A 24,376-nucleotide genomic window follows, 5' to 3' on the forward strand; every position below is an offset into this window, starting at 1 on the left:
AGGAGGATGAGCATTTAATTGGCATGAATAATGTCATATTATTTTGTCCGTGTAAACGGTGAAAACATTTGGGTACAACTCACATGAGGCTGAACGGTATAATGCAGACGGAAACATTCGACCTGCGAAATTGATCGCTGACTATCAACAGCGGGAACTGGACTTGAAGGAAGCCAAATGAGAAGAATACTATCTGTGACTGTGCTGTTAGCGGTATTGACTGCGTGTTCGCCCTTTGACGATAGGCAGCCTGACGAAACCGCTCTTGCCAACGCTTACTATGGTGAAAAACCCGACCAGTTGTTTATCAGGGAAACAGCCCAGCGATACCTGCAAGTGCATGATCTGGCTTCAGATGTTGAGTGGCAGCCTATGGACAGCGTGAGAGGGTCTTACTCTGTCAAAACCAGTGCTGTTCATTACGGCTATCTTTTAACGGGGTTGGACACCGATGGCACTGAGTACACATTTGTCTTTAAAAACGATCTAATCACCGTGGTAACAGCCAATGGGCTGCGGATCTTCTAAGTTTCACGTGAATTCTTCTCTGAAGACGCCTAGAAGGCGCCTGCACGGTAGGCACGCACCTGAGCTTAAATTTGGGCATTGCGCGATTAAAGCACTTTATTTGCCACACTTCTTTTAGTTCAACTATACTAACGACAGAACCATTTAAACTCGACCAGAGCGCCCGCTCTGGAGATCATAACGTATGAGGATTGGTTACGATGACATATTTAACTATCTTGTGGCGTAATTTAACAGTGTTAACGGCCACAGTGGCACTAACGTTTGTATTGGCCGCATGCAGTGACAATAACAACAATGACAATTTCACAGAGGAGAGTCTAAAACCGCAGCCTGCTAATCCAGTTGTAGAGGAGGTTACTATTCTCGGAGGCGGGCCGGATTGTTGCAAAATTTTGGGGGGAGCGATCGATCTTAGAGATCAGAACTATACTCCAGGCACTGCGTTTTATTCCGGCCTCGCTTTTGATGCAGCTGAAGTGGGTTATCGAGAAACAGAATACTTTATTTCTGGCACAGCCGTTTCTTACGTACCAACAGAAGAGATTGGCTCAGACGGTGTATGGTCAGTTCAGGAGGCAGACGCCGCGAACTACCGAACGCGAATAGTGGTTCGACGACCTATCGATGACGCAAAATTTAGTGGCACAGTCCTGATGGAGTGGTTTAATGTGTCAGGCGGCTTAGATGCGGCTCCTGATTTTCTGTCAACGCACACAGAGTTGGAGCGAGAGGGTCATGTTTGGGTCGGTGTGTCTGCGCAGTCTGTTGGGGTTGAGGGGGGAGGAGGTGCTTTTGACATCTCGTTAAAGGTTGTTGACCCGGTCCGCTATGGGGGTTTGAACCACCCCGGCGACGACTATTCCTATGACATATTTTCGCAGGCAGCCCAGTCCGTACTGAGACCCGTAGGTCTCGATCCACTCGAAGGCCTCGTCCCCGAAGTCTTACTAGCTGCAGGGCAGTCGCAGTCCGCGTTCAGACTGGTAACGTATGTTAATGCGGTCAACCCATTAATAGATCTCTTTGACGGCTTTCTCCTCCACAGCCGCGGTGGTGGAAGCACTCCTATCTCGCTGCAGGCGGACGAACCCATGCCTGAAGCAGTTTTTATTCGCACCGATGTAGCGACTCCCGTCATCACACTGCAGAGTGAAACTGATGTTTTCCAGCTCAACTCTGTTGCTTCACGGCAAAGCGACTCTGCTTATTTTCGTATTTGGGAGGTGGCGGCCACTGCACATTCCGATATCTACACAACGCTGAAGTCAGTCGACGACCGGGGCAATGATCCCAACATTGCGACGGTAATATCAGAGCCAGAAGTTCGCCCACCATTCATAAATTGCAGCTTGCCTGCCAACGACGGACCGATGCACTTTGCGGCTAATGCTGCGCTGAGCGCACTCGATACTTGGGTGCGTACTGGCACTCCAGCGCCATCGGCAGCCTTCTTGGATATAGATGACACAGAAAACATCTTTATTTATGACGCTGTGGGGAATGTTACAGGTGGCGTTAGAAGCAGTTATGTGGATGTGCCGGTCGCAGTACTGCATGGAGAGGGGCAGCCTCGCACGGACACCTTCTGCAATCTTTTTGGTACTACAGAACTTTTCGATGATGCCAAGTTGGCCGAACTGTATCCAGACAAACAGGCCTATATCGATGCCATTGATAAATCCGTTGACGAAGGGGTTGAGCAACGGTTCCTGCGACCAAAGGATGCTGAGCTGATCAAGTCTGAGGCACGCATTTCAAACATAGGACTCAACTAAAAAAGTAGGGTAGCGAGCGACAGCCTGCATCTAAAGCACCAACAAACTCCAGCACCCTGTTCCACCGCGGGGTGCACTCCCAAGAATTGCCCGACCGCGCGATGAAGGTCGTACTGGAGAATGTAGCCCACGCCTCGGGGCTGGGAATTTTGGGGAACAACTAGATGCTGGGATTCACGCCCGTCAACTCAACCGACAGAGTCCATAGCCGCTCTGCCACAGCAGTGTCGCGACTGGCGCGATTAGAGCGCACTTTTTTAGCAGGACCGGCAGTCTCGAAGCGATAGGCCGGGCCATAATAGCCACCACCCACGACGTCTCCAGAAGTCGCAGCGCAGAGGGTCGGCCATGCCCCTGCCGCCGCGGTATTGAGCAAAGGCTGCAGTAGCTCAGTGCCCTTGCTCAACACGAATGGCATGTAACGATCCAACTCTGTACTGGCAATGCCGGGGTGACAGGCGACGGATAGGACAGGAAGGCTTGCAGCCTCAAGGCGACGCTGCAGCTCGTATGAGAAGAGTAGATTGGCCAGCTTGCTCATACTGTAACGTGCCGATGCACTGTAGCGGCGCTCTGCGTTGATGTCCTTGAAGTTTATCCGACCCACGTTGTGGGCGATACTGCTCGTATTCACCACGCGTGAAGACGGGGTTTTGGCCAGTTTTTCCAGTAGCAGGCCCGTCAGCGCAAAGGGCCCCAAATGATTGACGCCAAACTGGCTCTCAAAGCCGTCTTTGGTCAGTTCGTAGGGTGGCACCATGATGCCGGCATTGTTGATCAGTACATCGATTCGTTTCTCACTCTGCAACTGCTCAGCGCATTGCCTCACGGAGGAGAGATCTCCCAGGTCCAGCGGTACATAGCTGATATCGACCGCGCCATTTTGCTCCTCAATTCTTTTGATGGCGTCCTCGGCCTTCTGCTGCGATCGGCAGGCAATGAGTACCCGTGCCCCTCGAACTGATAAGGCCCTTGCGGTCTCGTAGCCCAACCCCGTATTAGCCCCCGTAATGACGACGGTACTGCCGCTTTGATCCGGTACATCATGTTCGGTAAATCTACGCTTCATATCTATGCCATCGCCAGACCAAATCCATTGTATTATAACCGAGAAGCGTAAGGTCCCATAGTGTGTCTTATTCAGTGACGAAGACGCATATACGCGGGGCTACTGTCTAGTAGTGTTTCCTATGCCGTTTGGCTGTGCCTTAGAGGCTGATGAGTGTCGATGCTGTTCTGCGAACGGATTTAATAGTGGCAGACAGTTGCGATGTCCTTGGCATTGCAGATCTGTCCCGGTAGGTCTATTGCGAGAGTGAAGTAGAATTGTCATGCGTGGCGTTTAGCGATGGTTTCTTTCGTCTTAAAGCATTCAGTTGTCACTATCGTTTTTATCAAGCCCGCCACTTTAGTATTTTTGATGTACTGTTAGCGTGTGACTCCATCGCACTGCCCGTTGGTGGCTACTTCTCGCATCTACTTACACGAGGTCATATGCCTTACGCAACTCAGCAAGGGGCTGCTCCCAATGTTTTTCCCAGTGCACGGCGAGCAGGGGCTTCGCCTTGCGACCCAGCACCCAGCCATCTGTAATCGCATCCATAATGAACGGCAGCAGCTGGGGGCGATACAACAAAATTTGCAGCGGGCGGCTCGCCATAATCATAGCGGGATAAGGGGCCGGAGCTTGGGCCACGGTAAAACTCACGACACGAACCTCACCGAGCGGCGTCGTGTCATACCCGGTGAGCACATGAAATAGATCGTGAAGCTGAAAGCCGCGCTCAGCCAGATGACCCACGTCATCACCGCGCTTATGATGTGCTTCTATAAATGCCGACTCGCGTAACAGGGTGACATCAAGCCCATTCAAAGTGAGGTAGCGTTCGAATTCTTTACCAAGCGTGCCGTCGGCAAGGCCGGCCAGATACATAAGGTCAGGTGTCGGGCTCAAGTAGCGATCCTTCAACATCTCTTTTGCACCCGGACTCGCGAGCGCCATGTCGTCGAACGCTTTGAGCGCCTCTTCGTCTCCCACTCGCATAAACGTATGGGCGAGAGGCACAGACGCTCGTGGATCCCAACTTGCAAGGGATTCAAGCAGTCCTGAGATGAGTTCCGGGTCGAGATCGGGGGATGTAGGGTGCGACACGTTATAGCCTCTCTGTACATGCTGATTAAAAAGTATAAGGCAAATAAACCGCTATAGGGGGAAAATTCCGTGCAGTATCTCAGCGCTCTACCTGCGTTGGATGCCCAGGACGGATTCCGACACGTTAACCTTGCTTAACGCGAGAAATGTATACCTCTAGGTTAAGCAGACGCCCTACTCCCTTCTGTCACTACACAGCCGCTAAAATCACGGTGGTGCTGAGCGCGAACCAAGTGCCCGCACCGGTTGAATACAGACAGAACCACAGCGACCCAACTTGGCACCCCCGTAGGTACCTATACAATTTACCCGAAGAGCAGGCTTGGCGATGATCGAATCATCAGCCCTTAACGCTGAAGATAGTCATCGCGAATGTGCTGCAGCGCCACTGCGTCATTGCTGAAAATCCATTCGATACCGCGGTTGAGCTCTCTGAAAAGCGTATTCCTAGATGAAGGAAATCCTGTTCCCAGCCGCTGCCCGTATGCATCGTGATCTCGTTTTACTCGGTTGGTCAGCAGCAGGTAGTGGCCACCCATTCCGGCATAGCCACCTGCAATAGACTGCGTACTCATCGTGCTGACGTTCATTTCTGCGACCGGAAAGAAGCTCTCGCTCGGGAGAAAATCGACCAGTTCAAATAAAGATGGGGCCAGGGCAAGCATATGAAAATCGGTTGCAGGTGTCAGTGGGGCAAGTAGCGCGCGCAGAATCTCGCGCTGGCGCCCAGGATTTGGCCAAGCTTCTGCTTTCAGTTCAAGCATCAGATGAGTCTCGCCCGCAAAGGCCTGGATTACCTCTTCCAGGCTCGGAATGTCGGGAACGCTTGTGCGCAATTGATCAAAGGTCAGCGCAGATACATTCATCGTTGTGCCAAAAACCCGTGCAGGGCTGGGATCATGACATATCACTGGAACCAGATCTGCGGTCCAGCGAATGTCACATTCGATTCCCCAGACACCTGCAGCACGCGCGGCGTCAAACGCCTCAAGGGTATTTTCCATGACCGTTTTGTTGTCGTGTGCGCCGCGATGAGCAATAATTTTGCAGCGCTCAAGCGCAGCACGATCAGGTATCGGCCTAGGAAGTACAGCCATGATCCAGTCCACGACGGCCATGGCGAAGTCTTGTAAACTCATGATCTATTGCTTTGACCTATGAAGAATGTGACATACGATGTTACTCTCTTGGTGTCATCGCCGTAAATGGAGTCGTAGAGGTTTTCATGACTGACTCGTCTAAGTTAGCGCCCACCGGCCCGATAGAGCACCCCGCAAGCACACGTGAATTAGTCGCCTGGGCTTTCTACGACTTTGCCAACTCCGGATACACAACCGTTGTATTGACGACTGTATACAGCGCTTATTTTGTGGGTGTGATCGCCGCGCGACTGGACCAGCAATCTCCAGGTACCGCTATGCTACTGTGGACGCTCTCCATAGGGGCGGCCAATCTGCTCGTGCTATTCGCCGGCCCCGTTATTGGTGCTATTGCAGATCAACGGGCGAGCAAGAAACGGTATTTGCTGCTGTCTTCAATTGTGTGTGTTACCGGTACTATCGGTCTGGCCTTGGTGGGCTCTAATGCCGTAGTTCCGGCGATGTTATTGCTAGTGCTGGCGACCATTGCCTTTTCATTGGGCGAGAATCTGATCGCCGCTTTTTTACCGGAAATTGCACATCGGGATGGCATGGGTAGAGTCTCCGGTTACGGCTGGAGCCTCGGTTACTTTGGTGGATTGTTGACCCTGAGTGCGTGTCTAATGTACATCAACTGGGCGACTGAGCAGGGCCTTGAAGCGACTGACTATGTCCCCGTAGCATTGCTGATAACGGCTGCGATATTTGCGATTACCGCTTGCCCCACTTTTGTGTGGCTGCGCGAGCGCGCGCAGGCAAAGCCACCTATTGCCGGTGTGTCTTATCTCAGAGCAGGGTTCACCCAGGTGCGCAACACATTGCGGCATGCAGCACAGATGCCAGACCTATTTCGTTTCTTGCAGTGTCTCACCCTGTTTCAGGCCGGCGTTGCCACGGTCGTCGTGGTCGCCGCCATTTACGCCCAAGAAGTGATGGGGTTTGACACACAAGAGCTCATAGTGCTGATTATGGTCGTGAATATGACAGCAGCAATCGGCGCATTCGCCTTTGGCTACGCGCAGGACTACTTTGGATCTGTGCCCAGCCTCGCTGTAGCGCTGTTGATATGGGTGGCGGCAATCGTAGTAACACTGCTGGCTGAAGTTCCCAGTGATCTGTGGGTCGCGGGCAACCTGATGGGCATTGCGATGGGTGCTACACAGGCCGGAGGCCGCGCACTCATTGGCCAACTGACGCCAGAGTCACGCAATGCGGAGATATTTGGTTTGTGGGGTTTGGCCAATCGGGCCGCAGCCATTCTAGGCCCGATCAGTTACGGTGTTATCAGTGAGCTCAGTGGCGGCAATTATCCTCTGGCAATGTTATCCACTCTGGGGTTTTTTGTATTGGGGTTGATGCTTCTGTTTTCGGTTGATGAAGAGCGCGGCAAGCTCGCCGCAGCAGCACTGACTACTCAGTAGCGACTTAGTCAGTGGTGGCAACTTAATTTCTCAGGGCAGCAACAGTCTGCAACCTAATATCAAGCTTCTACCCTGCCCCATTTTTCAATTGATGAGGCGATTTTTTCACAACAGCCCTTTTATTTGCCCTATGCTTCACTCCACGGCCCTCAACGCGACCCCTTCACCGGTGTTGTGCAAAAAACCGCAGGACGCTACTAAAAATCCTATAAATCATTTATCTTGTTAAGATAGCTCAAATGCCTGCATCTTGTAGCTCCTGACCTAGTGCAGTCTTTCTTAATTCAATGAATCTCCTTATGGATATATCATTGATATCGCAAAGTGCAGCACAATGCTTGGCTTAAACAGGGGTTATGGAATCAGCAACGTCGGCATTCCCATTTTTTAGCTTCTTGGCTTTTTGGCTTTTTGGCTTTCTCAGAGTAACTGGAGACTACAGTGAAAATAGCACACCGATCGCTACTCAGAACATTTGGCCTATTTCTTTGTGCCCTGCTCAGCGGAGCATTGACGAGTTGTACATTGGTAGGACCTGCTACTGTGAATAGCGGCAGACTTGCGTACAACGAATCCATCGTCGAAACAAATAACCAACAGTTGTTGCTTTTAGTTTTACGCAATCGCTATGGAGAGCGCGGCAACCTGTTGGCGTTAAACAGTGTCACAGCAAATGTCAGCATCACTACCAAGGTCAGCACCCAACTCGGGTTCGGTGACTCGGGTGATTACCTTGGCAACCTGGTGCCCTTTGGCGCGGGGGTGGTTTATGAGGAAAATCCGACGATTTTCTACTCGCCAGTCGGTGGTGAAAAATATGCGGATCGATTGATGTCACCGCTGTCGTTACGAGAGCTGATGTTGTATGCGTCAAACCTGAACGATGTCGCACGTGTCTATTTTACCTTCGTCTCGAGGATTAACGATATTCATAATCCGGCGTTTCTCTATGATTCCAACCCGATCGATCCGCGTTTCAGTCGTTTAATTGAGCTCTTTTGGAAGCTTCATAAGGCTCAGCGATTGCACTGGACAAACAATTCGAACAAGAGTGATCGCTACTCCATCGTGATTGATCACTATTGGCCGGAATATTCGGCCGACGTAGATGAAATATACACATTGCTGGGTCTTTCAGCACCTGAAAAATTTTCATCGCGCATGGAGATACCGGTTTCAATTGGTCCGGACAATCCTGTCGAGGGAGGTGTAAGCATTTCCACCCGATCTATCTATAACCTGCTCGAAATTTTGTCAGCAGCCATAGATGTTCCTGAACAGGATCAAGTAAGCGGCAGAGCTTTGAACTATCCGCCAGCAGGATTGGTGGGCCAAAAACTTCGTGTGCGGCGGGCTAGCGCTGCTCCTGACGGTGCATCTACAGCAGTTCAGTATCGCAACGCCTGGTATTACATTGATGACACCAATCAAAATACCAAGTTATTTTTTCGATTAGCTACTACACTAATGTCGGTTAGCATCGCTGACAGCACATCCAATGATGCAGCTCCCTTGCTTACGGTGCCGGTAAGTAATTAAGGGAAGGCCCATCAATGTTTCCGGCGTGTTGTTTACACCCTTTAGAGTGTTGCAGAGTAGCAACCTATTGGTACTGCGGCTTTATAAGTGAACGGTACTATAGATACGCCTCCGATCCCCCAGAATTCCTCGGTATGCGCTTCTACGTTGAAACACTCGATGAGGAGTACATACTGTCGAGAACCCTTAATGCATTTCAAAAGCGATGGAGAATATAGCCGGCAGCCTGAGAGAGATAGCCTTGGGCCTTGGAGAATGCTTCCTCGAAGTCGGCGTGACGACCCTCTTTCCTCGTCCCTTGCACCCTCTTCCGTTATGAGGGCGGGAGCATGCGAGTCGCATTCTTTTCAACAGCCTCTTTATTTTGCATTGATGTAGAGGCGTTACAACATCCAGTCTGCATAAACATTACAAAACCTAAAAAGATTGCAGCAATAGCGGCGGACGCTAACATCGCTAAGAGACAATGGCCCAGGGAGTGCTCGCAAGGATGGCACCGCTACGCGACCATGTTCTGGACAGCCAGTTACCCTCGACAACCGATTTATATTTCTACTTCGGTTTGCGCGCTTCTCCAATGGCAGGAGCATTCACAGGACTGGCGACACCATAAATGACGGAGATACCTGTGCCACCTCCGAAGGTGGTGCTTGCGCGAGCCGGGTCCACGTTGTCAACCACCGCGTCAATGTCGTTCCAATTATTCGCTGCCCAAGCGTTGCCCGCCTGATCCACCACAACGTCGGTGATCATCTGGATGCTGCCGCTTTGGAAGACGTGGATAACGTCACCAATCTTGGTACCCTCCGGGTGCCCTTGGGTATCGTCGCCCGCCATCAGACCAACGCCACGACCCCAAAAGTTCCCAAACCACACGTCGTCATTACCGTCGATTGATACACCCCATGGAATAAACACGCCCTTGTCACCGGTGAAACCCTTTGGAGCCGGCTGCGATCCGTCGGGCCGGATCATGTTAAGAACCCCGGTTGGACTCTCCGCCGAAATTGTCCCTTTAGCCATTATTGGCAGCATCTGCTCTGTCATCAGTTGAAATTGCTTCATAACCGGCGTCCCAGCCGGCAAGGTTGGCGCAGGGAATCCTGGCGACATATTGCTAGCTACCCATAGGTTACCTTTCGAATCGAGAGCGACTCCACGGGCAATCACCCCCACCTCGAACGACTCGGCCTTAGAAGGATCGTCGGCTGGGAATCGGGTCACGATGTTCGACTGCGAGCTACTGACCCAGACGCGGTTCTGTGCATCAATCGCAATGCCGAAGGGCGATTTTAATCCCTTTACATTCACGACTACTCCGTCATTGATCTCGCCACTGGGGAAATGGAGCAGTTGATTCTTGGTAGCATCAGCAATCCAGACGTCACCATTATCGGCAACACCAACGCCCATCAAGTCCCCGACTTTTCCGGCCATGGGAAAGTCGGATTCCTTGCCAATTTGCCGCCCTTCTAGGTCCATCACTCCAATCGAACCGTTAAAGCTCGAAACCCAAACACGGTTCTTGGCCATGCCCGTGCCCCATCCGACGCCATCGACGCCCATTCCGGTAAAACCAGTGATCGGTGGCGACAGGGCGGTGCCGTTAGATGACAACTTTATCGTGCCTCCCCCGATGTTGTGATAGACGCCCGACTGCGATCCAGGCATCCAGTTCACGCCGCTCCAAATATTTCCCTCGACATCGACCTGTAGCTTGCCTGGGGCAAAAATGCCGCCCCCCGCGAACGATAGAATCATCGCAAAATCTTTCGGGGCATAAGCCAGATACGGCACGTTAGGTGCTTCTCGTCTGGAGCCGTCCTCTGGCTGCGGGTAGGCTTCATCAAAAAGTTTAAACAACTCCTCAGGGTTCGCCCATGGGGCTCTTGCTATGCCCGACAATGCTTCCAGCGTGTTTACCGGAACCTCATTCGTTGCAGTCGCATTGAGGAATGCTGCGCGCCAAGCGTCGTCGGCAGTAGTGCCAAAAGCAACAATCATCGAACCGAGGGTGTTTAGTCGAGCCAGCGTCGTATTCTGGGTACTATTTAAAGGGTCAAGCAACACCTTACCCCACTTCCCTGTAACGGGATCGACCAGATTCGGGGCGTTGCCAGCTGCAATTCGGACACCCAGGGGGTTGCCGCTAATTTCCACGCCATCAATAAACTGGGCACTGGTAAACACCGAGGCTACGGTGGTCAGCTCGTTGATCACTACCGAACTCAGCGGTGTTGCACCGAGCACCGACATCAGAGCGACATCTTCGCGGACACCACCAGCGGTTGATATGTAATAGATATTACCCTCCTCGTTGGGAGTAAGGTTCTGTAGCTCAAAGTTTCCCTCGGCATCGCTAGAAGTCTCTCTAATATTCTGTGGAGAATCCATCCCTGCAGTTCTCCAAAGCGTCACTTTAGCGCCCGGAACTGCCTTGCCACCAAGCGTCAACGCCCCCTTCATATCAAGGGCTAAAGCGGGCAGGCTCGTAACCAGTGTCCCCAGTAACAAGGCGGCAATGCCACCTCTGATAGAAACGCCTCCTAGCAATGAGCAGAGATTCAAAGAACTGACTCGATATTGGATAGACGAATTCATAGATTTCATAAGCTGGATACCCCGCGTTATTGTGTGAACTGTCCGCTGCAAAAACATATTAATAGAAGCAAAAATTGATGTGGATTGCAACGGGGCAGTTGCCCCTCACCCTCCCGCCCCTGCTTAGATATATGTTGGCGTCCGGTTTCATTGAACCACTGCATTATGCGGTGGATCGGTAAAGGTCATCGCCTGTATTGAGGACCAGGACGTTATCGATAGCATCCTGGCTCATTTTCGCAAAAAGGAACAAGGCAGCGCTACCCTATCGGCCCCTACTGCTGCCTGCCCCGGCCAAGCCGCTGTGGCTAAAGGTGTGACTGCGGGTACTGGAGCCGCACAGTCCACCTCTTCCGTTGTGAGGCTATCCTTCCCCCCACGGGTAAAGGTTACGTCATCCCATTCCGTAGCGCCTTGAGCATAGGTGATGCTCCCTAGCTTGGGAGTGACGGTAAACATTGCGAGGCTGAATATTCCGAAATCTCTTAAAAAGGCGGCGCTGGTGAGGGCGCTGTTGTCGAAGAAAGCAGCATTCTCAATGAGCGTCATGCTGTCTGGAAAGGTCACGCTGGTTATGAAATCGGAGCGAAAAGCACCCCCCTTAATGAGCGTCATGAACTCTGGAAAGGTCTCGCTGGTGAGGCCGTTGGCGCGAAAAGCCTGAAATCCAACGCTCGTAACGCTATAGGTTGTCCCGCTATCCACAACAGTGGCAGGAATCACTATATCCCTTGTAGTGTTGCGCGATGCACGGCCCCTTACTTCGACATCAGTCGCGATCGTGAAGGGGTTGACGTAATAGGTGATGCCATCGAAATCAAATGTTTGCGCCAATGCCTGAGCCGACAGCATCGAAATGAGCAAGAGTGCGAATGAGGCGACTACGCCACGCTGTGGTGCTGTTGTAGTGCGGGTCATTGGGAACATCATCCGTAATCGATAGATATGTATGCATAGAAGACTGCTGAGTGACTCTGCGAGAGAGTAAAAACAATAGGTTGCTTTTGCTTGGTGCGACAGGGTGCAAGAGCCCCCGCAGAGAAGGGAAATGCCCCTGATTAACTCGTGTGCGCTACATGCTGTGTAAATTCAGTATTGATAGATATGTATGTATAGAAGACTGCTGAGTGACTCTGCGAAAGAGCACATAGAATAGGTTGTTTTTGCTTGGTGTGACAGGGTGCAAGAGCCCCCGCAGAGGAGGGAAATGCCCCTGATTAACTCGTGTGCGCTACGTGCTGTGTGAATTCAGTTTCGAGCGCAAACCAATCATTGGTCGCCATGAGAAAAGGCATTAGACGATGCAGCACTAGGAGCTGGGCCAAGCTGTGAGCTCGCTGCCCTTCAGGTGTGAGTTTGTCTTTGATCCTTGCTAAGCGGTTCTCAACGCGCTTAACCGTTGACTGTGTGCCATGTGCGATAACCTTACGTGGTAAGCCTTGGACAAACATGTTGAGCACCGACAAGTCTGTGCGCGTCAGGTGGTGACCATTGGGTAGCTCCAACACTTCCAAATGGTTGTTTAAGAGCAAGGGCCAGCCGTTGTAGTGCGACGATGGGCTGACTACATATGATTTAGAACGGAAGCCACCACCTCGTAACGGTGTTCTATGCGTAAGCGCTTCCATCCAGCCACTGGACGTTGCTGCCCTTACACTGTTGCTGATGGGTTGGTGTTTAGTGAGCATCTTGTGTTCTAGCTCAAGGATGTACTCCTGATGGTTCTCAGACAGTCCCATACCTTTGGCTAGCTCCATGCGCTCCCACTTCATATCTGGGTGATATGCTTCCACGCCAGCCATGTCGGTGAGCTCCTCATCAATGTGGATGTAGTAGCCCTCTTTATCTTTTTCTATACTGGCGATGAACATGAAGCTCCTTGACTTAAACATATGCCTCGCTGCAGTGCTGCTGAGATAGCTGTCACTGGAGGCGCCGTCCGTGATTGCATTGCGTTGCGTGAATTCTACCAGACGACTCGTCGGCGTCAACGGCCGCAGCGCGGGGTGCTGCGGGCCTGAAAGTGATGCCGTGGTGGTCGAGGGAGAAACTAAACGTACAACTCAGACAAGCCCCTTTTCGCGCACCACAGGGGCCAGGTGGGGGACGTCGGCTATGGGCCGCAGCGCATGTTTACTAACTCATAGAGCGATACGGGGTGGAACATCAGATGCGTTCACTTGGGAAGCTCGGCAGAATCACTTACTCGCCTAATACAACAGCCAACAAAAAACCCGCACTAGGCGGGCTTGAGAAGGCTCAGATTTTACGCAGCTTACTCATGCCTACTAGCGACAGCAGACCTGCCATGATGCCCCGTAGCCATAGTGGGCTGGTGGGGACGGGCGTTGCAACACTTTCGGGCATGCTATTTATGAGGCCGCTATGGGTTAGATGTTTTGAATTATGCTGCTTATCATGGCGTCCTCGCGCCGAACCATCGCTGGCGCGGACTGGTCACTCCAGCAAAACGAGGCAAAGGTGCAATGCGCCCTGCCGATAGTGACGTCGTCTCATCGATCCAGCGTCATGCGGCTATGACCTGGGCCCAGCGACTCAAGCGAGTATTCAATATCGACATTGAAGTCTGCAGCCGCTGCGGCGGATCTGTCAGAGTCATCGCTTGTATTGAGGACCAGGACGTCACCGACCGGATCCTGGCCCATCTTCGCGAGACGGAAAAGGAAGCCCCTGCCCGGCCCCTTCTGGTACCGCCAACCAGGGCGCCACCTACCACGCTGTCTCTTTGCGCCGGGACGGAGTTTCATCAGCAGGGACGCCACTGAAAACCCCATGGCACGGACTACTGCGGGCTCTCGTTCAGGAATGCACGAAGATGAATTGCCCGGTCACCTCAGCGAACAACTTTTCAGGGCAGTAGGCGGGTATGTCGCGAATTTCTTTAGTTCAGTTAGGGGCATCAGTCAGTAAATCTACTACCAACAGGCCGTTTATTTGTCCTATACTTCGGCCCTAGTCTTTCCTGTCGCATTACGCCAACCCTATCGCTGGCGGTGGCTGGTCGTCTTTTTCATCGGCTACAGCGGCTTAATCGAGCTGATACAACCGTATGTCAATCGGTATGGAGAATGACTAGATATGTTGGCTAATACCGCGGGCGTGCTGTGTGGTGTCGCACTGGCGGCAGTGATCAACGCAGTGCATAAACGCGGGCGAAAGGACTTTGAACACTGCTAAAGGGTGATGTCGGGAATGCGCGTTCAAGCGCCCCGAGTCCATAGTGCTTTTCATTGGCTGGCGGTGATATCACCACTCGCAGATCCTAAACACGGCTTGGCGCGGCAAACACAGCAGCAACGATCAAACCCTATTCGGCAGAAGATCATTTAAGCGCGGGTTTGCCGCTGACACGTGACGGCCGCTTTTCCTGAATTGACCCTGTGAGTCCTCGACAGCGTGCTGCCAAACTAACGGCGGCGCATTGCGATCGCGCCTATGCCGCCGAGACAAATGCACAGAAGTAACAACAAATACCCGGACAAGATCGGCACGCCGGTGAGCGTCAGCACGCCCCGGTGATGACTAGGGTCTTCATCGGAATAGGTGTTGCCGTCTGTTGCGCGGCCAGTGGCCAATCCGATATTTTTATATTGTCCTTCGATAACTGTCACATCACCGGTGCAGGTTTGCGTCTCCCCGGGCTGCAGTATGGGAATCGGGCTACCGCCGGGGCATGACACGGTCACCCCCTGGTCATCGACTACGCTAATGTCAGCCAGCACGGTAGTGCCCGTATTGCTTACCTCATAGATGAAATTGGCTGTATCACCCACCAGGAGTTTGGGGCCGGAGGGGTTATCGGCATCCACGGTGTTGGTGGATTTTTCAATGCTAATGCCTGGCTCGTCAACACCCGGGTTGAAAGGTAGAACGCCAAAGTGATGACTGGGATCACTGGCGGCAACCGGGTCACCAAAATCATCGACGCCCGTGGCGCTGCCCAGATTGGCATACTGACCACTGGACACAGTGGCTTGTCCATTGCAGATTACCTGTGCTCCGGCCGCGATACGCGGAACAGGATTGCCGCCCTGGCAGTCAACGTTAACTCCCTGATCATCAGCAACAGCCACATTCAGCAACGGTACGTCACCCGTGTTCTCCAGCACGTAGACAAAGTTGGCCACAGTGCCGATAGAGAGGAGGGGGCCAGGCGGGGTGTCTGCGTCTTGCCCATTGGTGTATTTCTCCAACGTTAGAGCGGGCGATGAGTCGCCGCCAAAGTAATGGGATGGATCGACATCCGATACTTCAACATTATCGACTCCAACGCCGCTTATCTCGGCAAGATTGGCATATTGCCCTGCCACGGTGGTGCCGGTAACCGTGTAGGTCCAAATTTCACCGGGAGAAAGAATACCGTCATTACCGGTGTCTCCGGCTGGTGGTGTGGTGATTTCGCCCAGCTGATCGTCGGTGAGGCGCAGATTGCTTATCGGGCTGGCAGTTGCACTGCTGCTGACCACGTAGGTCCAGGTAACGGCGGAGTTCACCGGAAGGTTCGGGCCAGGTGGTAGATCTGCATCCTGCGCAGTAACGCCCACTCCAGCCGTACTTTTCTCAACGGTAATCTCGTTCACAAACCCGAAGTAATGCGAAGGATCGGTGTCGGTGACGCTGAGGCCGAGCGCGTCAGCGGCCGTTGCAGTGCCGATATTGGCGTAGTCACCCGCAGCGGCAATGCCTATAGCCTCGAAACGCCATGTTTCACCGGTTTCCAGCTGATTATTGTTGTTGTCATCACCACTGACCAACAGCGGTATTGCACCCCGATCGTCCGTCACCTGTATATTGAGCAGTGGCTCGTTGCCCGTATTGATAACGAGGTAGACCCAGTCAACCGGGTCGCCAATAGGGATAAAAGCGGCGTCTGCGGGTAGATCAGCATCCAGGCCATTGGTGTATTTCTCGATCGCGATACCGGGTGCAGCGCCAAAGTAATGGGAGCGATCGATGTCAGCCACCGCGCTGCCGGGTCCCGCAAGTGGGTTGGAGGGAACAGCCAACACCAGTGCTGTATTTTGATACTGGCCTGCCTGGGCAATGCCATTGGCGGTGCAAGTCACCGACTCTGTCGGCAGTATCACGGGGGTCGGTGGGCAAGTAACGTCGCCGCTTTGCAGTTGGGAATCCACTACCAGCAGCGATCCCAGGGGCACGTTACCGGTATTTGTCGCAACATAGCTCCATGCCACGGGATCGCCGGTAGCAATAATGGGACCTTTTGGATCGTCTGCATCCTCGCCGTTAGTGGATTTCTCCAGGGTAATGGCGGGGGCAGCACCCAAGTAGTGAGACGGATCAGTTGCTGTAACGTTCGGCCCGCCTCCGGGGTCTGGCGCAATAGCGGTGGCGACATTGGCATATTGCCCCGTTTGTGCAACCCCTGCGCCGAAGCAGCTGGCAGAACTGCCCGGTGGTAAAATAATATTTGGGCAGTTTACGCTCACACCCTGGTCATCGGAGACGGACCACCCAATGAGGGGGGTATTGCCGGTATTGGTGACTTCATACTGCCAGGTGACCGGGTCGCCCACTATTATAGTCGGCCCCGGTGGGCTGTCTGCGTCAATGCCGTTTGTCGACTTCTCGATGGCAATCGCCGCTGCCACCCCAAAATAATGCGAGGGATCCTGATCAACAACGGTTTTACTGGCGCCATTGGCAGAGACCTCTCCGATATTTTGATATTGACCGGACGAGGCATTCCCCTGGCCGGTGTAACGCCATACTTCGTTCAAATCTAATCGGTTATTACTATTAGCGTCGCCGTCCTGAAAAATCACCGAGACGCCTTCGCTGTCTGTGACAACCACATTGGATAGGGGCTCTGAACCCGTGTTGGATACACGGTATTCCCAGGTAACCGGTTGCCCGACATCAATCAAGGGGCCTGGCCTGCTGTCTGCGTCCTGGCCGTTAGTTGATTTTTGAATTTCAACGCCGGGTTCCACCTCCAGATAGTGTGAGGGGTCCGTCGCGTTCACATTGATGCCCGTGCTGTCGGTCGCCGTGACTGTTGCTTCATTGCCATACTGGCCGGTAAAGTTGCCGCCACTCTCGAGCTGGCCCGCTACGCCTGTGGCGCTGCATTGCATACTTTCACCCTGAATCAGTATGCTTTTGGGGCACTGCACCGAAACTGTTCCACCGCTCGCTGCTATGGGCAACGTTACCTGGTCCGTGACCTGCACACTATTGAGCACGGTATTGCCGAGGTTGGTCACATCGTAGGTCCAGGATACGGGTTTACCACTGGCAATAGTCGGCCCCGGTACCGTGTCAGCATCGCTGCCATTGGTGCGTTTTTGCAACGAAATCGCCGGCGCGGGGATCGCAATATTGAGTAATTGGCACGTCACAATGGACTCCGCAGGTATCTCAGCGGTAAACGTTCCGTCGCCTACTGTGCTCAGGTTGAGGCCTGTATCGGATTGGTCGGGCGTGCGATAGGTGCAGGTGGTTGCTGTCTGGTCATTGCGAAATCCAGCCTGTACCGTTTCTGTCGCGGTAAATGTTGATGCGCCAACGGCAGCAGTGGGCAGCCACTGAAACGTCGCAAAACCAGACGCGTCGGTACCTGTTGTTTTGGTGTCGTTTGCGGCAGGATTTTCGCTCACCGGCAGTACCCACGCAAAGTCCAGCACTGCCGGGACGCTAACAGTCCCTGCAATGCTCCAGTTGCCCCCCGGTACTGCATCAGCGGTGGAATTGGGGTCTGGCGTTAAATCGACCCGCTTTTCTATAGTCACCGAGGGTGAGCACAGCTGAAAAGCCGCTTCGCGCAATGCGTCTTCGAGCTGGTTGAAGTCGGGCTCTCGGTAGACATCGTCTGTGGTGATATCAAACGGGTCTGAGTTACCGTTGGGATAGACATCCGGCCCTGAAATTTTTTGTATGCGGCTGAGTGATGCACTTGATGTTACGCCGTTGCCTACAGCGACAACTAAGATATGCGACTGTTGAGTTTTCAGATTGTTGGCGTTGCCGACTGCTCGATTCGCCGCCAGATTTTTATCGGCTGAGGTGGTTTCGTTGTCGTTTAAGGGAACTTTGTTTTTATATTCGGAGTCGGTGACACGGTCGGTGCGTATTATTCGTGTTGGATCCCCATCGGTGATGAACACCGTTAAATGGGGAACAGTAAAATCTGGGCGCGGCGCATGATTGGGAATACCCATGCGCAAGCCGTCTTCCCAGTTGGTATTGCCACCGGGATTGTAGGTCGCGATATAGTCATCAAAGAACGTCTCAGTCGCATCAGTGATGGTCACGTATTCGCCAGGACTAAACGGACCCAGAGCGGGTAGTCTTGCCACTTTGGAAAACTCCGCTACCGCCATAGAAGAGCTGGTATTTTTCAGGGCATCAACAAAGGCGGTGAAGGCATCCTGCACGTCATCGGCGTTATTGCCAATGGAGCCAGATTCATCGAGCACCATGAGCACATTCAGACCGCAGGCTTGCACCAAATCAGGATTATCTATGGGGGTTTCAGTTTGCCGGGTCAGTGCATAGCCGGGGCTGCAAAAAAAGACAACCATCATCAAGCACAGCGCTACAGCGCCTGTCCTCGGTGAAGCTGCCGCATCGATTTTTTCGCTTTGCATCACTGTTTTTCTCCGCACTGTGCCAGTGGCATTGGGTTTTTAGTTTTTTGCTGCGGACTTTCCAATCGGATAACCGGCGTCCCCCCCGAAGCTAAGATCCGACAGGGTCCAAATAAACTGCGAATCAAGAATAAGACTCACATCCGTATAGGCGTTTGTCGTTGGGTCGAATGTAAAGGTTCCTGTCATTTCCCCAGTCACTGTGTATTCAATCGGGGCAGCAGTGACACTAAGAGACAGTGTAAGACAGAGAAATGCTAGGAGCTTTTTAAACAACATGCCTATTTTCCTTTTATTCTTGTTGCAGTCAGTATAGTCGTTTTGCTGGATATCGGTATAGCTGTTCACTCACCTGATAATACAGCTTAATCTTTGGCAATAGAGTAGGGAAAACCCTATTTATGGTGGCGCAGTAAGTGCCCCGACTGATTTTTTAAGAATGCCAAAGCCTCAAAGTGTTCACCCCTCACTCTAATTTTGCATGTACAAAAATGTGACTACCCTAACGGTATTTACAAGGCCGGTGGCTAGACTTTAGACCCCCCTACCCTCATTGGGGCGACCACATCCTTGCGTCGTACCAGGGGCAACATAGAGGCTCAAGGAAATTGTATTTGGCGTACTTCGCCCAGCACCCCAAATGTTTTTCCAGCAAAACTCAGAATGACCGAAATGCCTGAACAAACATTTCATATCGAACTTCACTTAACTAGACTAACGACTCCTGGCCGAAACGAAGTGCAGACCAGCCAGAGACACCTCGGCTCCTCAGCCGCCTAATGGGCTGGAACCGGTTTACGGATTCCCTCCCCTTTAGGGCGGAAAGTCGGAAAGCCGGAAAGCCCATACCTACTAACTGTTCCATGGCATGTTCCACGGACTTTCCGGACGCTTTTAGATAACCACCCGAAAAGCAAAGAAAAAAACGGCCGCAGGGCTACTAGGTATAAGCTTTGCGGATATTTTTGGAAGCGGGTCGTAAAGCCGGGAAGTACATTTCTAACGAGGACGCAAATCACGAGATTATCTCCCTAAGAAGCGCCTTTTTCCCGTCGATTTTTTCTGTCCAAACGCCATACAGCACCCCCTGGATTTTGACCTCTGCCTTCATTTCCTTGGCGCTTGGAAGACACTTCACCCGATCGTATACGCCGCTCTTAGCGACGCCCCATTCCTCAGAAAATGCTTCGAAGTAATCTGATAATATCGCCGGCCAACTGGCATCCGCCTGCTGAAGCACCCGGACGACATGCACAGGCATAATCGTACTAGGCTTATCGCCGCTGCCAGACTCAAGGTCAACCATGACGGGGTACCCGCACGGGTCACTAGCAGCATATTCGTTGTCCTGTGCAGCTAAACTTATCACTGGCACGTCGATAGATTTGTTTTTAAAAAACGTCGTGGTGCCATCTTTGATCCCGTAGTTATTTTTCCCACTAGTTACACCAAAATATAACCCGCGTTCAAGCTCCGCAATGCCGTACCTACTGGCGTCTTTACTACTCAAGGACGTCAGCAGCATTGTGTGCCGGGCCGCGTTAACAACAGCACTAGCTCCGCGCGTAGAGTCATCCACGTTGGGCGAGCTACCAGATGACTTGCGGATATGGTGTAGTACTAACACGGCAGCACCCGTTCTTTCCGCGAGGCCACGGAGAATGCCCATTACCTGCTCCATATCCACATTGGAATTTTCGTCACCCGTGTGAATCGAGACTAATGGGTCGATTACTATTGCCCTGATATAATTCCTGTCGCACATAGCCTCAATTAAGCCTACAACCTCCGTGGGTTCCATTGCGCCGTTTTTTGCTTTGCGCGCTAAAATCAGTTTTTTCTTCGATCCACTGACTAGCAACAACTCGTCAAAAGCCTCTTGCTCCTCCTCTCCAGACAGACCGGCACCCTTGCAGATGCCTCTTGATCGAAGAATCAGCTCCTCCTTGCTGTCTTCGTTGCTGATCATTAAGACTTTTCTGCGGTCCACGCTGCCACCGCCCACGAAACCTGTAAGGTCTCTTCCCGATGTCATAGCCAACGCCATAGAAAGCGCAAAGAGAGACTTGCCCACACCACCCGCACCACTGAGAACAGTAACCACTCTACGCTCTAGCGTTCCGCCAAACATCTTGGGGCGTTTAAGTACATGTTGATCCTTGAGGGCCTTAGCCGATATGGGTTCAAGCCCAAGGTTTTTCATGGCTTTGTCATGACGCTCCTTGTCTTCCTCCCTCGCGCGCCTCTCGCGCTCCTCCCTGCCAGCTTCCCATTCCTCGTCCTCTATCCGTTGTTTCTCAGCCGCCAGCCTCTCGCGCTCCTCCCTACCAGCTTCCCATTTTTCATCCCGTATACGCTGGGCCTCTGCTCTGGCCTTTTCTTCTGCCACTTCTGCCTCCGCTCGCTCACGCTCTTTTCTGCAATATTCATATTCTGTATCCATTATCCGGTCGGCTTCGGCCATCAAACGCTCCGCGAGTTTGGCCTTTTCGGTGTCACTTTTATTGCGCACCGAGCCTAAAGGAACTTCAAGCACCCAGTTGGGAAATGGAATTGTATCGTCGTGGGCGCCGAGGGGACCAAGCTTCATCTGATCGTATGTGTCGTAGGCTACAATTCTATTCCTCGAAGGGGCCCTACATTCATCACCATTGCTAACAAAAAAGTTGAGCGGTATATTTTCATACTTTGTAAACAACAGTTCTCGTTCGGAGAGCTTCAACGATTGGAAGATCGATTCTAATTGATAGTCATAAATTAGACTGACGCTCAAGCTTAAGGCACCTGTTGGAAACTTCGCCGTTGGATTATATTTGGGAAAGACTTCATAAAGCTTCTTATCGCTTTCAATCGGACCCGTGATGCTGAATTCAAAAATCGTATTCTTACCCGTATCCGTTGAATTTCTGCTGCTCGATACGTTCAAAATATAACCGCTATACCACCCGTCCCTGAGGAGCTCATCGCCAGACTGTCTTAGAAAATCTTCCCGAGCCGCCTCGTTGGGCTTCGCAATTATTTTCTTGTCCATCTCTCCCTCCATCTTTGACCCTAATCCAGCGTCTTTCTCAAGCGCGATCGCCAAATCATTCGCAGGCACTGCCAGATGCTTAGTGGGAACCAGGAGCTCACCATTCGACAGCACTGGGGCCCCGTTATCATTATCAATTGACTCCATGATTGTCTCCTTGGCACGGCAATGTCTTACCTTGCTGGATATACTCAGCCAGTTGATTGCGACTGTAGAGAATTTGCCGGCCACGCTTATAGCGCAGCAATAGAAGCGTGCCCCGATTGTGCAGACGCGTCATTGAATTGGGCTTAAGACCTAATAAACGCGCTGCTTCTTTGCGTGTAATAAGGTCATCAAGAAAGTCTTTAGCATTGATTTGCTTTGGTTCGTTATAGGACATGGTTAGGTCTTCCTGGATTGAATGAGAATCCAGTATCAACCCACGGGATGGCGTCCACACTTACTGCGGTGAAAATAATTTTTAGGGGCAAGTTTGCGGCTGTCTGAGCACAGAGATTTTGCTGGGGCGATATTGCCTATGGTGAGAGGGCTGCCGCCTTAGATCGGGGGCCTAGCTGTTTTCAGGGCAAATTGTAGTGAGGTCTAGAATTCACCCGAAAATCGGGCGCAAATGCTGCGTGGAATGTTAATCAGCGGCGAAATTGTCCCTCATGCGTCCCTCAAGGTTTCAGGGCAAAATGAGCTAAATGACAAATCCTATATAAATCAGTAGTTTAATGGTGCGCCCTGATGGATTCGAACCATCGACCCACGCCTTAGAAGGGCGTTGCTCTATCCAGCTGAGCTAAGGGCGCGCTTTAAACCTGTGACAATTATAGATCTTTGCCCTATTTATTCCTGATCTGACTTACCCTGACAACTCGCTGCAGGCCATGATGTGGCCACAGTAGTCGATTCATTCGATAGTGGCAGTCGCAGCAAAATGCGCCCGTGAACCAAAAGGCACAGCCTGCTTTTCCGCAGTATAGAGAGTGCAGGCGACCGGGTATACCCCCAGGCGGGCTATCTGCCCTACCCCTACCCCCACGCCTATGGATTCATCGGATCGGGGCTACCGTATGCACCGCGCTCGCGTTCTGACGCCGTCTGCGGCAGACACATCTCACCTATACCGTGCTATCCACTTTAAGATGTTGCTACAACGTACAAAATTGACTCATGCTATAACAGGCTTCTAATCATGAGTGACGCCGAGTTTCTACGATACCTAAAACATAGCAATGCTATTGAAAAGCTGGTCTTTAGCGCAACTGCGCTAGACCAACGCCAGGCGATTTTCAATCGAGTGAGCATTGGGTGTCCTTGGTTGACAACAAGCAAATTTGCAGCCAACATGATGTTGTTAACAGTATTAAAATATCGAATAATTTGCCACAAGAATAGATCAGATGCTGCCTCTGATTGCGCATCGGTCGCCTATTTTGTAAATGAGAAAAAAGCCCTGATGACGGATCTAACATTGACCATAATTGAGCCTGTGGCAACCATTCGTAATGACGTTATAAACCTTTATCGCGCATCAGCACGCATCAAGCCCTCACTTTCTCTACTGAGTCTGCTCGTAGTCCTGATTGCATCAGCCTGCTCAGATGGATCGAACACAGACACTTTTGCCGTATCTGGCACAGATACTACCACTGTAGCTCCTTATCTAAGCGGCTGCGCTGACACACAGTCATGCGCCTCCAACCCCAGGCTGGCGATTGATGATGCGCGGCCAGCCGAGGTGAGCATTCCCTCAGACTATAACACTGAGACCCTCTATCCACTGGTTATCCTGCTGCATGGTTTTGGCGCCAACGGTGTCGTTCAGTCGTTGTATTTTGGCCTAAATACACGCGTTGATACTCAACAGTTTGTACTGGTCACTCCCGATGGCACCATGAATGAATCTGGCCGCCGTTACTGGAACGCGACCCCCTCCTGTTGCGCTGGGCCAGATGAAGAAGACCAAATCGACGACGTTGCCTATATTCGAGGACTGATTGAAAAAGCAGCAGCGAACTACAGCATCGACACCTCCCGTGTTGGGCTGATCGGTCATTCCAATGGCGGTTTTATGAGTCTACGAATGGCATGCGAAGCCTCGGACCTGGTGACCTCAGTAGTCAGCCTCGCTGGCTCTACCTGGGAAGACGCTGCCAGCTGCATGCCGGCGGAGTACCCGGTGAGTGTTCTCGCAATGCACGGTGATGAAGATAGCGTCATTCCTTATGCAGGTAGCGTAATGCGTGGTTTCCCTAGCGCTACTGAAACCATCGCTCGCTTTGCTGGGCTTGCCGGTTGCGACATCAGCAACCCCTCTAAGCCAGAGAATATAAATGTAGACGCCAGTATCGATGGCGCTGAAACAGAAATACTCCGCTATTCAGGCTGCGCGCCCGGCGTTGATGCAGAACTGTGGACCATGGTTGGCAGCCCGCACATACCCATTCCCTATGACGTTGAGGGCATGAATTCAGTCGTTGATTGGATGATCCGACATAGCAGAACAAACTAAGTTCTGGAGTTTTTGCACGGGACCCCTAGCACTGCATTAACACAATGCTATGG

At 52.1% G+C, this 24,376-nt stretch carries 16 protein-coding genes and 1 tRNA gene; 6 read left to right on the plus strand and 11 right to left on the minus strand.

Features of this window, described 5'->3' with window-relative positions; genetic code table 11:
• Window positions 1-177 precede the first annotated feature (177 nt).
• Both ABXT62_RS09080 and ABXT62_RS09085 read left to right on the plus strand, forming a co-directional pair.
• The gene (locus tag ABXT62_RS09080; RefSeq protein ID WP_415354919.1) at window positions 178-528 is read left to right on the plus strand and encodes a membrane lipoprotein lipid attachment site-containing protein; all 351 of its coding nucleotides are present in this window, start codon (window positions 178-180) and stop codon (window positions 526-528) included.
• A 200-nt stretch (window positions 529-728) separates the two neighbouring features.
• Window positions 729-2,306: an alpha/beta hydrolase domain-containing protein gene (locus ABXT62_RS09085; RefSeq protein ID WP_415354920.1), complete on the plus strand. Its 1,578-nt coding sequence runs from the start codon at window positions 729-731 to the stop codon at window positions 2,304-2,306.
• A gap of 160 nt (window positions 2,307-2,466) precedes the next feature.
• Here ABXT62_RS09085 and ABXT62_RS09090 read toward each other — a convergent pair whose 3' ends face one another.
• The 3 genes from ABXT62_RS09090 to ABXT62_RS09100 form a co-directional block, all read right to left on the minus strand.
• Window positions 2,467-3,375 (minus strand): oxidoreductase, encoded by a 909-nt coding sequence (locus ABXT62_RS09090; protein ID WP_415354921.1) that lies wholly within the window; start codon window positions 3,373-3,375, stop codon window positions 2,467-2,469.
• Between the two features lie 411 nt (window positions 3,376-3,786).
• Window positions 3,787-4,458, minus strand: coding sequence for a Coq4 family protein (locus ABXT62_RS09095; RefSeq protein ID WP_415354922.1), 672 nt, complete (start codon window positions 4,456-4,458; stop codon window positions 3,787-3,789).
• Window positions 4,459-4,805: 347 nt separating this feature from the next.
• The gene (locus ABXT62_RS09100) at window positions 4,806-5,597 is read right to left on the minus strand and encodes a glycerophosphodiester phosphodiesterase (RefSeq protein WP_415354923.1); all 792 of its coding nucleotides are present in this window, start codon (window positions 5,595-5,597) and stop codon (window positions 4,806-4,808) included.
• Between the two features lie 86 nt (window positions 5,598-5,683).
• On the opposite strand from ABXT62_RS09100, the gene ABXT62_RS09105 reads away from it, so the two are divergent.
• Together ABXT62_RS09105 and ABXT62_RS09110 are read left to right on the plus strand one after the other, a co-directional pair.
• Window positions 5,684-7,018 carry an MFS transporter gene (locus ABXT62_RS09105; RefSeq protein WP_415354924.1) on the plus strand — a complete coding sequence of 445 codons (1,335 nt, stop codon included), beginning with the start codon at window positions 5,684-5,686 and terminating at the stop codon, window positions 7,016-7,018.
• Between the two features lie 441 nt (window positions 7,019-7,459).
• Entirely contained in the window at window positions 7,460-8,557 is a 1,098-nt protein-coding gene (locus ABXT62_RS09110; protein ID WP_415354925.1) for a hypothetical protein, read from the plus strand.
• Between the two features lie 552 nt (window positions 8,558-9,109).
• Here ABXT62_RS09110 and ABXT62_RS09115 read toward each other — a convergent pair.
• From ABXT62_RS09115 to ABXT62_RS09125, 3 genes are all read right to left on the minus strand, one after another.
• A complete protein-coding gene (locus ABXT62_RS09115) occupies window positions 9,110-11,167 on the minus strand; it encodes a hypothetical protein (protein WP_415354926.1) in 2,058 nt (685 codons plus the stop codon).
• Between the two features lie 222 nt (window positions 11,168-11,389).
• A complete protein-coding gene (locus ABXT62_RS09120; RefSeq protein WP_415354927.1) occupies window positions 11,390-12,076 on the minus strand; it encodes a leucine-rich repeat protein in 687 nt (228 codons plus the stop codon).
• Between the two features lie 299 nt (window positions 12,077-12,375).
• Window positions 12,376-13,029, minus strand: coding sequence for a hypothetical protein (locus tag ABXT62_RS09125; protein ID WP_415354928.1), 654 nt, complete (start codon window positions 13,027-13,029; stop codon window positions 12,376-12,378).
• 528 nt (window positions 13,030-13,557) lie between these two features.
• Here ABXT62_RS09125 and ABXT62_RS09130 point away from each other — a divergent pair.
• Window positions 13,558-13,944 (plus strand): hypothetical protein, encoded by a 387-nt coding sequence (locus ABXT62_RS09130; protein ID WP_415354929.1) that lies wholly within the window; start codon window positions 13,558-13,560, stop codon window positions 13,942-13,944.
• A gap of 642 nt (window positions 13,945-14,586) precedes the next feature.
• Here ABXT62_RS09130 and ABXT62_RS09135 read toward each other — a convergent pair.
• The 5 genes from ABXT62_RS09135 to ABXT62_RS09155 form a co-directional block, all read right to left on the minus strand.
• Window positions 14,587-18,789: a VWA domain-containing protein gene (locus ABXT62_RS09135; RefSeq protein WP_415354930.1), complete on the minus strand. Its 4,203-nt coding sequence runs from the start codon at window positions 18,787-18,789 to the stop codon at window positions 14,587-14,589.
• Window positions 18,790-18,828: 39 nt separating this feature from the next.
• Window positions 18,829-19,068, minus strand: a complete 240-nt coding sequence (locus tag ABXT62_RS09140) for a hypothetical protein (protein ID WP_415354931.1) — start codon at window positions 19,066-19,068, stop codon at window positions 18,829-18,831.
• Window positions 19,069-19,804: 736 nt separating this feature from the next.
• Window positions 19,805-21,820, minus strand: a complete 2,016-nt coding sequence (locus tag ABXT62_RS09145) for an AAA family ATPase (protein WP_415354932.1) — start codon at window positions 21,818-21,820, stop codon at window positions 19,805-19,807.
• A 133-nt stretch (window positions 21,821-21,953) separates the two neighbouring features.
• Window positions 21,954-22,202: a helix-turn-helix domain-containing protein gene (locus ABXT62_RS09150; RefSeq protein WP_415354934.1), complete on the minus strand. Its 249-nt coding sequence runs from the start codon at window positions 22,200-22,202 to the stop codon at window positions 21,954-21,956.
• 338 nt (window positions 22,203-22,540) lie between these two features.
• Window positions 22,541-22,617 (minus strand) — tRNA-Arg (locus ABXT62_RS09155).
• Between the two features lie 650 nt (window positions 22,618-23,267).
• Between ABXT62_RS09155 and ABXT62_RS09160 the strand changes: the two genes are divergently transcribed.
• On the plus strand, window positions 23,268-24,323 hold the full coding sequence (locus tag ABXT62_RS09160; RefSeq protein ID WP_415354935.1) for an alpha/beta hydrolase family esterase: 1,056 nt from the start codon (window positions 23,268-23,270) through the stop codon (window positions 24,321-24,323).
• Window positions 24,324-24,376 lie beyond the last annotated feature (53 nt).

Source organism: Halioglobus sp. Uisw_031 (genome assembly GCF_047729875.1).
Lineage (GTDB): Bacteria > Pseudomonadota > Gammaproteobacteria > Pseudomonadales > Halieaceae > Marimicrobium.